The following is a 9,045-nucleotide window of genomic DNA, read 5'->3' as shown; positions in this document are numbered from 1 at the left end:
GACTCCGCGTTTGACGGCCTCACCTTGAATCGCTGCGACCTGCTCTGGGAAGTGTGCCGGACGGCCCTCAGCCGACAGCGTCCATTCACCACCCCGCGAGCTCTCTTGATGGCCATCCGGTTCATCAAAGCAGAAGTGCTCAGCGAACCGCTCCGGTGCAACCTCATGGCTGGAGCCGTCCGCCAGCGTGATCTTGTACCCGCCTGCAGAGGCCACTGCAGTAACCTGAGCACCCTTGTCCAGGGTCGGCGTCAGCAGTGCCGCTGGATCCAGCGGAAAGATTTTACGCACGGTTGCGGTGGGGGGTGTATCCGTAACCGGTGCTGGGTAATAGGTCCAGTGGCGAGTCGCCGTACTGGCGACCTTGTGCTGGCGTTCGCGCTTTTGCAGGTAGGCCACCAATCCAGGCGCCCAAGTAGGCTCCCCGCCGGCGTTGCGCACCACAGACTCAAGATTGGCCATAGCCTCCGAGATACCCGGCCCTCTCAGCCACGCCTCGATATCCAGTTGACCTTGACCAATGTACTGAGTCGTGCGGGCATAGTGTGTGCGCAGGCTCGATTGCTGGTTCTGGAACTCGTGAACCGGCGCGCGCAAGATGGCGCCCAACACCTGCTCTTCGACCTGGCCGCACTGGAAGGCCGGCACAATACGTCGACCCTTCCGGGTCAGCGTGACAGCCTTGATACCAGTGGCCGGCATGGTGGCGACCGGTAGGCGCGACTTCGAGATCTCGGCGAACTCAGGCTTTGCACTCACCAGCGAGAAATCACCCACCAGATCGTACGGACAGAAAGCCGAGTACTCGAACCAGCCAGGACCCACATCCTGCCCAGTGCGCCCAAACACAGCCAGGCCTGTGGATACCAGTGTTTTTTCTGCGGCAAACAGGTCCCGAGGAAGTGTTACCAACCCGCACAGGCGTTCTACACCGTTCGGCTTCCAGTGGCCGTTGTAGAGCGCCGTAATGTCCGTGATCGGCAACAGCGCCACAACCACCTCACAGGCATCCAGCGCCTGCTCAACCGCATAGCGCTGGCTTGGGGCGGACTTGTTGCCCAGCGCCTTGTTGACGCTCACGCTGGCGTAATCAGCATTCAGCCGATCATCACGCAGATCCAGATTGAAGGGAGGATTGAGCAGGCCGACATTGAGCCCGGAGGCGCGCACGCTCTGCATGCCCTTGTAAGACAAGTTGTAGTCGAATCCGGCGCGCGACAAGTCCTTGCGCAGGCTATCCAGGTTGCTCTGATCAACATCGGCCAGAAACAGGGTGTGAGTCTGTGGCTGGCAGTATTGGATCAGTTGCCCGCTACCGACGCTGAAATCAGCCACACTGTATGAGCGCTCACCGGTCATCGCGCGCGACGCAATGCGCCACATCAATTGTGCGGCCGCATCCGGCGTAAAGAACTGCCCCTTGTGAAAAGCCTTGCGCTCTTCCCCTGACAGCTTGCCGGCAGAACTTGAGCCGCGAGATGCTACACTGGTATCGGTACGCCACATACTACAAATTCCTTTGGTCGATGCGGGGCGGATTTAAGCCGCCTCGTTCATGATTTCGCGCAGACGTTCGCTGCCGTATTGCGACAAAACCAACTGAATCGGAGCCACCCAGTCTGCCGGCAATGAAAGCCGCACCGTTTCCTTGAAATTGGTCAGCACAATGCCATCACCCAGAGCCACCTTTTCCCGAGAAGCCATCTTCCCAAGTGCGCCGAAGTCATAGCCGGCATGCCGGGCCAAAGAGCGCAGTTGATCGACGCTCAACGGCAGATCATGGACCTTGGAAACCACAATAAGGGCGTTAGCGAACGTATCCATTTGGTACTTGGAGAGCGTCACGGTAATTCCACGACCAGGCTGCACATTAGCACCCTTGAGCCCCAGACCGAGGTGCCAGGCGCAATGGCGCATAGCGGCCGAATAGCCGAGGTCCTCTCCGACAGCATCGAGCAACTCAGCAGTCACAGCGTCCACATCAACGGTAAAATCTCTGGCGACATCAACCCGAGGGCACTTGAAGCGGCCTGCCTCACCCACCGGCTGCAACTCTCTGGGAAACTCGCCGGCACCCGAGGCGTCGTTCACCAGCCGGGTCAGTGCATTTTCAGTAGCGCCTTCCAGCCCACGCGAAATACTGCCCTCAGCAACACCATTGGTATAGCCGTGGCTTGGCTCAAACTCGGTCAGCGCATCCGCGAACGATCGATTGGCCTTGCAAACTTCGCGGGCCTTTGCGGAAAGATCTTCTACGGAGTTTTTCAGGTCCTGGTATGCCAGAGTTTGCATAAGGCTTTGCATCAGAGTGTCTCCATCAGTTGATAGGCTATGACGACATTATGGGCTGCATCAGGCTGACTCGGCGGGCCGAGCCACCCAGCATTGAACACCAAGGACCCGACTTTGAGCGCCAGCGAAAAGGCCAGGACACTTGCGGCATCAAGAAAGGCCGGTCGGCACGTCTTTCTGGCTATATGTGGCCGAACAATAAAGCTTGATAGAAATCAGCGGATTTCTGTGCAAGCCTGACCAGTTGCCGAGCTCGAGCTAGACAAGGGCATCCAACATGAATGAGCCCAAAGCCCAGGCTTTTATCCAAGCATTTTATCCGCCGAAGCTATCCAGCATCGACCGCTCTCCTTGAACCCTCCGACGACTCATTCGCAGAATTGAGTCGTAGAATGCGGCGGACATTAGTTCAAGTCGCGACTGGAACGCCTACTCAAACCACGGGACTACCTGCTCTGCCCAGTCAGGTATACTTCAAAACGGGATGTCGGCGTCAAAATCGTCGAAGTTGTTATTGCTCTGCTGCGGCTGGGGTTGCTGCTGCGGTTGGCGCGGCTGCGCTGCTTGCTGAGGTGCCTGCTGCTGTGGCTGATTGAACCCGCCCTGCCGACCGCCCATGCCCTGGCCACCACCTTGGCCTCCTCCGACAAACTGCATCTCGTTGACCACAATTTCAGTGGAATAGCGATCATTGCCTGACTGGTCTTGCCACTTGCGCGTCTGCAAGCGGCCTTCCAGGTACACCAGTGAACCCTTGCTCAGATACTGCTGTGCCAATTCGGCGGTGCGCCCGAACAGAGTGCAACGGTGCCACTCCGTGTTCTCCTGGCGTGTGCCACTAGGGTCTTTCGGACCCAGTTCGCTGGTCGCAACATTCAGGTTCGCGACCGTCGTTCCGCTCGCAGCGGCGCGTACTTCGGGGTCTTGCCCAAGGCGGCCCAAGATGATGACTTTATTCACAGTACCCTTTGCCATAGCGCTTTCAATCCATCTGTTAAGTTCAATAAATGTAGTTTACCGGCTATCAGCCAGAGCCGCCCAACCCCGGGCCCACCCCTTACAAGCCCAACTACCCACGCGGAGCGCAGCGAGGCGTTGAAGCACCGCCAAGGGCCGCATCGAAGCGAGGGCGACCTCCTGGGTGCCCCGTGCCCATTACGTGGGCCTACCCGCTCTTGTGTCCTCAGCATGGAATTGTTGGATGGTGGATTGCACTGCCGCAATTACCTGATCGCGCACCGATTCCGGGTCCAGAGTGCCGTCGACCACCAAACTTCTCAGGGGCGCCTCATGCTTACTCCATCCGAGCATGAAATCACGCACACGAGCAGAAAACTCAAGATCAGCGTCATGCTCAATACGGTCGAGCTCGCCATGACGCTCAAGCCGCTCCCGGCTGACAGCGGGAGGCACATCAATAATGATCGTCAGGTCAGGCTGAAATCCTTCCAGAATCATTCTGTGCATGCTCTGAACCATGCCAAAACTGATGCCGCGCCCCGCACACTGATAAGCCAAAGTGCTCAGCATGAAACGAGAGCACAGTACCGGATCACCGGCCACCAGATGAGGCTTGATGACCTGCTCAAAGTGGTCAGATCGCGACGCAAGCATCAACAGCGTTTCTGTGAGGTCACCCATTACAATGTCTGGCGTCAGAAGCAATTCGCGTAGGCGCTCACCTACCGGTGTGCCGCCTGGCTCGCGGGTGACCACCAGGTCACGATATTGCGAGCGTAAAACCTCTTCGGCTGCGTTTTGCACAGTCGTCTTGCCGGCAGCATCGAGGCCTTCCAGTACAATCATCGGGGCGTTCATCATTCTCAATCCTTGAATCGGTGGAACACAGGGGGAAGGTGAGAGCCGTTGATAGCATTCTCCCAGCCTTTGGCTACCGCGAGGTCAAAGAACTTACGGTACGCATAACGGCGCCAGCCATCACGATCTGACCAGATCAGCACTTCAACATAAAAGCCTTCCGAGCCAGACTGTTCCACGCGCGCAGTGCAATCCGGATTCTCGATCAGGGTCAGCGCATCCAGACCGTCATAACCACCTGGGCCATACTGGGTAAAATCAACCCGGTTTCCAGATTCAACAGATTCGGGGTCCACGGGTTGCTCATTGGCAAAATCGACACCACCGAGCGCAAGACGACGAAAAACATCCGCCATGGCACCCAGCGCCACATCAGTAGCGCTATCGGTAAAGTCGTTGTCCCGCAATACGGCAACGCCACCATCTGCCCGGTCCGTCATGCTATCCAGAGTAAACACATCATCCTCATGCTGAGGCTCCGATACTGCCGCACGCCGTTCCGCGCAAATTTGCACCAGACGTATCAGCTTCCGGCAGGCCTCCGGGTGATGGGTTACGAGATCCTGCACAATGGCTTCTTGTGATAACGGCATAGTCTTTCCCCTGTCAGTGTGGGCGGCCGCCTTAGGCGGCCGGCTCCAGGTCAGCACCCATGCCCAGGGCATAGTCGATCTGCGCCCGCGCATCTTCTTCGGTCCATTGCTCCCCGTAGGCCCGCAACACGATCCGCATATTGCGCGCGCACCGGTGTTCGATCGACCAGTCATAGGCCAGATCCGCTCGCCACAGCTTTTCATGGATTCGTTGGACATCGCTCGCCATTGGGTTTCTCCTGTCTCAATTCGTAGGACTATTGTCACTCAACGGACGCCCAAGAAAGCCCGACCCCTTCCCGGCATTGCTCGACCAAACACCCCCCGCCGAGCGCAGCGAAGCGGTGCCACGCCCGGCGACACGCAAAAAACCGCCGAAGCCTCCTCAACCCGTTATGCGGGTGGGCTGCTTCGGCGGCTGTGAGGCTTATGCGGCCTGCTGGGATTGCGATTTGACGACCATGCTGTGCGATGCTCTGCAGTCACGGCCACCGTTCAGCGACTCGCCTCTGACAGACTGCCGGTTGATCCGGACAACGCGGTACTCTCCCAGTTCAGGGCGGCCGTGTATGGTGAAGAGGTCTCCGACCGACAGGCGATCGCTCTGTTCAGGGGGCGTTGCTGGGCCCTCGTCCTCGCCACACATTTCGACGAGATCCCATGGGATTCTGACGCCCCGTCTACCCTCGAGCGAATCAGCAGAAACCGTCTGCTTGTTGATCCTGGTCACCCGGTAGTACCCCATGTCTGGCCGGCCCTTCACCATTATCTTGGAGCCGGCGTGCAGGCCGTCGAGGGGGGTGCCTGCTGGTAAGCGGCGTGAAGCGGCGCGATCGCGGGACTGCTGCTTGCTTGCCACCATAGTTTCAATGTCAGCTTGTTCAGCAATAGCGACCCGGTCCATCGGTATGCGCTCAGCCAGATACGTGCGCACCTGTTCGGGCAAGTCCGAACGATGCATTGCATCAAGAATTCGATAGAAGTGGGCATTATGGACACTACCGCGCTGACGCCCACCTTCGGCATGCTGCACAGCATGGGCAAATTCATGCAGCACGACCGCCACCATCAGTGTCATAAAAGAAACCTCGCCGCGAAAATATCCACGCCTGCGGATCTCTTTGGAAGTGGTCCAAGCGTGTCGCTGCCGCGAAGAAAACTTACTCAGGACCATGTCTCGGCCGTAGGTAATTTTTTGCAGCCGATTGTCTTTGCGAAGCTTGTGGTTGGTCGCCCGGCCTCGACCCACTGCGACCTCCATGCGATAGCCGGGGAAGGCCTCAAGAAGCTTGTCCTTGTAACGCGGGTACATGACCTGCATAGTCGCGTCACAAAGCACCTGAGCGACCTGTTGCGCCAGTGATTCCACCTGGTAATTGTTCATGCTTTGACCTCTGTTTGCGAATCAACTGAGGGTATTGTCCCATGTGTGCCCGACGAGGCCCGCCAGAACCGACAGGAAATTGCACGACCAAGACCCCGGCCAGAGCGCAGCGAGGGCCATGAAGGGATTCCCCGATGGGCCTGGAACGATACGACCCACTGGGCGGTGTTTGCGCCGACGCGACCGATAACAGCGCCCATGTTGAGCGCCTAGCGCTCAATTGTGATCTCTCGGCTGTGTTCTTCCATAACCTGTTGAACGTCCATGGACGACTCAGAGGCGTGGAATTCGCGAGCGCTCAGCGTGCGCTCCAGAATCTCATCTTCCGACAGGCTGTCTGCGTCCAGCTTGTCCACCAGGTCATCTGGTATCTCGTACACTGCCGTCTCTTCCACGACGGCCGTGATCTTTCGCGTCAAAATTACTTGAGCCATACTGTTGCTCCCCTTCTATAATGGGTACGTATCACTTTCGCGCTGAGCAACAACCCAGTCCCAGTAGCCCAGGCGAGTATCCCCATCAGCCACATCATGTTGCCAATCCGCGACGGGATACTCCTCATCCTCGCCCCGGTAATCGGCGTCCACACCGAACGTCTTATCAAACTCTTCAGCCTTCACGGTCATAGCCCTCCACGGTAATTCGCGCGATTGTTGACTCTTCGTCCTCGTCCGCTTCGCCGAAATTGTCGAAAGCAGGGTCGTTGCGCACGGCTTCGATCAGCGAATCCTCGGTCGGATAACGAGAATAGAACTGATCTTCCGAATCACCGGCCATCAGGAAAGATTGCGCATAGTCATCCTGTGCAACCCAGCCAAATTCTGGCTCGCTGTGCTTGTACCGCTGGTTGCGAACAACCTGGATGGAAAGCCGATTAGACATAGCCACCTCACTCAATGAATGTGAGGCTATGATCGCACGCCAGGGGCAGGGCCGACGCCAAACAGCGCCCAACCTTCAAAGGACAAACCCCGCACCTGGAGCGAAGCGACAGGGAAGGCTAAGCCACTACTGGAAGATCAGCGTGTGATCGCAGCCTGAGAGCGCCCCATCGATAATTGGCTCTATGATGGACCACTCACCACCGGCCAGGCCCGCTCCAATCATCGGGTAAGCAATAGAATACTGGCCAAAGTGACTGGCGATCGAGGTGAAGACAGAGCCGATGGCGTCATAATCGGCATGGCGCCTATCACGTCCGTATCGGTACTGGGTGTACGCGTTGACTACAACAACTGAGCCACCCGGTACCGGGCAGCGAGCCCACGAGTAAGTACCGAGTTTGGCAGAGTCTCCTCGCAGTGTCGCAAGGTCTGCTGCATAGGCATCCGGAAACTGCTGACGCATCTGGCGAGCCAATCCCGCGCCCCAGGTGTTAAAGCAGTTGCATCCATGTACGATGACCTGCGCGTTACGCCCCATCGCAAAAGTAATGAGATTGCCTTTAATCTTGTTCATGTGTTCACAACTGTCGGCGTGTATACGGAGCTTGTCAGAACGGATCAGCATAAGAAAATATTAGAGCCTAAATGCTGTATATTCAACCAGTATTGGGGGCAATACACATCGAGATCGGTCCGCCTTGACTAGCGACTCATTCGGAGAATTGAGTAGTTGTGGGCGAACAATAAAGTTTGTTAAAAATCAGCCGGAATCTGTGCAAATTATGACCAGACGCAAAGCTAAAGTTTGATAGAAATATTCACCATGAAGGAACCAAAAGCCCAGAATTTCGGGCTTTTATCAAACTTTATTGTTTTTTATCAAAGTATTTTATCCGGCGATAGAGGGTAGAATGCGGCGGACATTAGTTCAAGGACTGATCTGAGGACCGCTCAATGTAAACGACGCACAGGACCGCCAGAATCAGGGCCCAGAGCAGGAAATACGTCACATGCTTTATGTCGCCATCGATGCTGCCCACATAGATACCTTTCATCAGCGGCGGCTGCGCCGGGATGGCGTCAAGCGCTTGTAGCTGCCCGACAGCGCGCGATTGACGAACTGATCTGTTCTCTGCCGCTCCTGCGCCAGCTCATCAAGGTCTACCAAACCGGGGAAACGGGTACCGGCCCAGGCAAGATAGGTCAGCTGGCGCGCATGAGTTTCTGCGAACTGGAGCTGAGCGCCGGTGGGTTTAATGTTCTGATCATCGCAGTCAAAATAGGAGCCAAGCCTTGGAACGCTGACCACTCGATCAGCTGCAATGCAGGAAACAACCATGTGGAAGGTTTCTCGATCCTCGTTTCGCTCCAGATCCACCGGTGAAAAGGCGAGGGCGAACACGGTCTTAGGATCAATTCGTCGATGCCAGGCACTGTTGGCCCGGACGATGGCTGACTCCAAGCCTCGGACAGAATACACCTTGCCCCAGGAATGGCGCTCAAAGAACGACAACGCTTCGCCGACCGAATCAGTATCAAGGCTGCGCATGACGTTGTCGACGTGCGCCCACAGCGGGGCGATAGGAATCATCTTGCCCAGTGGGGGCTCGGCCTGACTCAAGTTGTGAGACAGAAATGATGTGTCGCTGGCCAACGCTGTGACTTCGCCCTGGTCATGGATACCATAGCGCCCGGCCCGGCCGGCAATCTGTTTGACCTCGGTGCAGTTGAGAGGCCGCACCTTCTCCCCGTCGAACTTCTGAAAAGCGGTGAACACCACTCGTTTAATGGGCAAGTTCAGTCCCATTCCGATGGCATCAGTGGCAACCACCACCTTGGCTTGCCCAGACCTGAAGGATTCTGCCTGGCGCTGGCGAACCTCTGGCGTCAGCGCCCCATAGATAACAGCAGCACTGATTCCATGCTTGTCGAGCTTCGCAGCCCACTGGATCACCTCTTTCCGTGAGAATGCGACCAGGCAATCACCCGGGCGGACATCATCAAGTGAGATGCCCTTCGTGACGCGAAGCGGGGATTTGCGCTCCACTCTATGGTGTGACAGCCGTTCCCCTGT

The 9,045-nt window shown here is 57.0% G+C and carries 12 protein-coding genes; all 12 read right to left on the bottom strand.

The window, feature by feature from the left end; translation table 11 throughout:
• Positions 1–1,506: hypothetical protein (locus LAT62_RS14910; RefSeq protein WP_293385758.1), on the bottom strand; the 1,506-nt coding region annotated here is incomplete at its 3' end.
• A 33-nt stretch (positions 1,507–1,539) separates the two neighbouring features.
• Complete coding sequence (locus LAT62_RS14905; RefSeq protein WP_293385756.1) at positions 1,540–2,292, bottom strand: hypothetical protein; 753 nt, start codon at positions 2,290–2,292, stop codon at positions 1,540–1,542.
• 474 nt (positions 2,293–2,766) lie between these two features.
• Positions 2,767–3,267: a single-stranded DNA-binding protein gene (locus LAT62_RS14900; RefSeq protein WP_293385754.1), complete on the bottom strand. Its 501-nt coding sequence runs from the start codon at positions 3,265–3,267 to the stop codon at positions 2,767–2,769.
• Between the two features lie 180 nt (positions 3,268–3,447).
• Entirely contained in the window at positions 3,448–4,113 is a 666-nt protein-coding gene (gene tmk / locus LAT62_RS14895; RefSeq protein WP_293385752.1) for a dTMP kinase, read from the bottom strand.
• 2 nt (positions 4,114–4,115) lie between these two features.
• Positions 4,116–4,703: a hypothetical protein gene (locus LAT62_RS14890; RefSeq protein ID WP_293385750.1), complete on the bottom strand. Its 588-nt coding sequence runs from the start codon at positions 4,701–4,703 to the stop codon at positions 4,116–4,118.
• A gap of 31 nt (positions 4,704–4,734) precedes the next feature.
• Positions 4,735–4,932: a hypothetical protein gene (locus LAT62_RS14885; protein WP_293385748.1), complete on the bottom strand. Its 198-nt coding sequence runs from the start codon at positions 4,930–4,932 to the stop codon at positions 4,735–4,737.
• A gap of 198 nt (positions 4,933–5,130) precedes the next feature.
• Positions 5,131–6,087, bottom strand: a complete 957-nt coding sequence (locus LAT62_RS14880; RefSeq protein ID WP_293385746.1) for a hypothetical protein — start codon at positions 6,085–6,087, stop codon at positions 5,131–5,133.
• A 209-nt stretch (positions 6,088–6,296) separates the two neighbouring features.
• Positions 6,297–6,521: a hypothetical protein gene (locus tag LAT62_RS14875; protein WP_293385744.1), complete on the bottom strand. Its 225-nt coding sequence runs from the start codon at positions 6,519–6,521 to the stop codon at positions 6,297–6,299.
• A 15-nt stretch (positions 6,522–6,536) separates the two neighbouring features.
• The gene (locus LAT62_RS14870) at positions 6,537–6,713 is read right to left on the bottom strand and encodes a hypothetical protein (RefSeq protein WP_293385742.1); all 177 of its coding nucleotides are present in this window, start codon (positions 6,711–6,713) and stop codon (positions 6,537–6,539) included.
• Positions 6,697–6,969, bottom strand: coding sequence for a hypothetical protein (locus tag LAT62_RS14865; protein WP_293385740.1), 273 nt, complete (start codon positions 6,967–6,969; stop codon positions 6,697–6,699). The genes LAT62_RS14870 and LAT62_RS14865 overlap by 17 nt, the downstream gene beginning before the upstream one ends.
• A 126-nt stretch (positions 6,970–7,095) precedes the next feature.
• Positions 7,096–7,545 (bottom strand): macro domain-containing protein, encoded by a 450-nt coding sequence (locus LAT62_RS14860; protein WP_293385738.1) that lies wholly within the window; start codon positions 7,543–7,545, stop codon positions 7,096–7,098.
• A gap of 480 nt (positions 7,546–8,025) precedes the next feature.
• Positions 8,026–9,045, bottom strand: a 1,020-nt coding sequence (locus LAT62_RS14855) for a helicase-related protein (RefSeq protein WP_293385736.1), incomplete at its 5' end; no start/stop codon positions are given.

This window comes from Natronospirillum sp., from assembly GCF_022565775.1.
Classification (GTDB): Bacteria; Pseudomonadota; Gammaproteobacteria; order Pseudomonadales; family Natronospirillaceae; genus Natronospirillum.
This window is presented reverse-complemented; position numbering and strand designations above follow the sequence as displayed.

Coding starts and splice junctions, on each gene's coding strand:
- tmk (WP_293385752.1), bottom strand. CDS start 4,113: ATGATGAACGCCCCGATGATTGTACTGGAAGGCCTCGATGCTGCCGGC.
- LAT62_RS14880 (WP_293385746.1), bottom strand. CDS start 6,087: ATGAACAATTACCAGGTGGAATCACTGGCGCAACAGGTCGCTCAGGTG.
- LAT62_RS14890 (WP_293385750.1), bottom strand. CDS start 4,703: ATGCCGTTATCACAAGAAGCCATTGTGCAGGATCTCGTAACCCATCAC.
- LAT62_RS14905 (WP_293385756.1), bottom strand. CDS start 2,292: ATGCAAACTCTGGCATACCAGGACCTGAAAAACTCCGTAGAAGATCTT.
- LAT62_RS14865 (WP_293385740.1), bottom strand. CDS start 6,969: ATGTCTAATCGGCTTTCCATCCAGGTTGTTCGCAACCAGCGGTACAAG.
- LAT62_RS14870 (WP_293385742.1), bottom strand. CDS start 6,713: ATGACCGTGAAGGCTGAAGAGTTTGATAAGACGTTCGGTGTGGACGCC.
- LAT62_RS14885 (WP_293385748.1), bottom strand. CDS start 4,932: ATGGCGAGCGATGTCCAACGAATCCATGAAAAGCTGTGGCGAGCGGAT.
- LAT62_RS14875 (WP_293385744.1), bottom strand. CDS start 6,521: ATGGCTCAAGTAATTTTGACGCGAAAGATCACGGCCGTCGTGGAAGAG.
- LAT62_RS14900 (WP_293385754.1), bottom strand. CDS start 3,267: ATGGCAAAGGGTACTGTGAATAAAGTCATCATCTTGGGCCGCCTTGGG.
- LAT62_RS14860 (WP_293385738.1), bottom strand. CDS start 7,545: ATGAACAAGATTAAAGGCAATCTCATTACTTTTGCGATGGGGCGTAAC.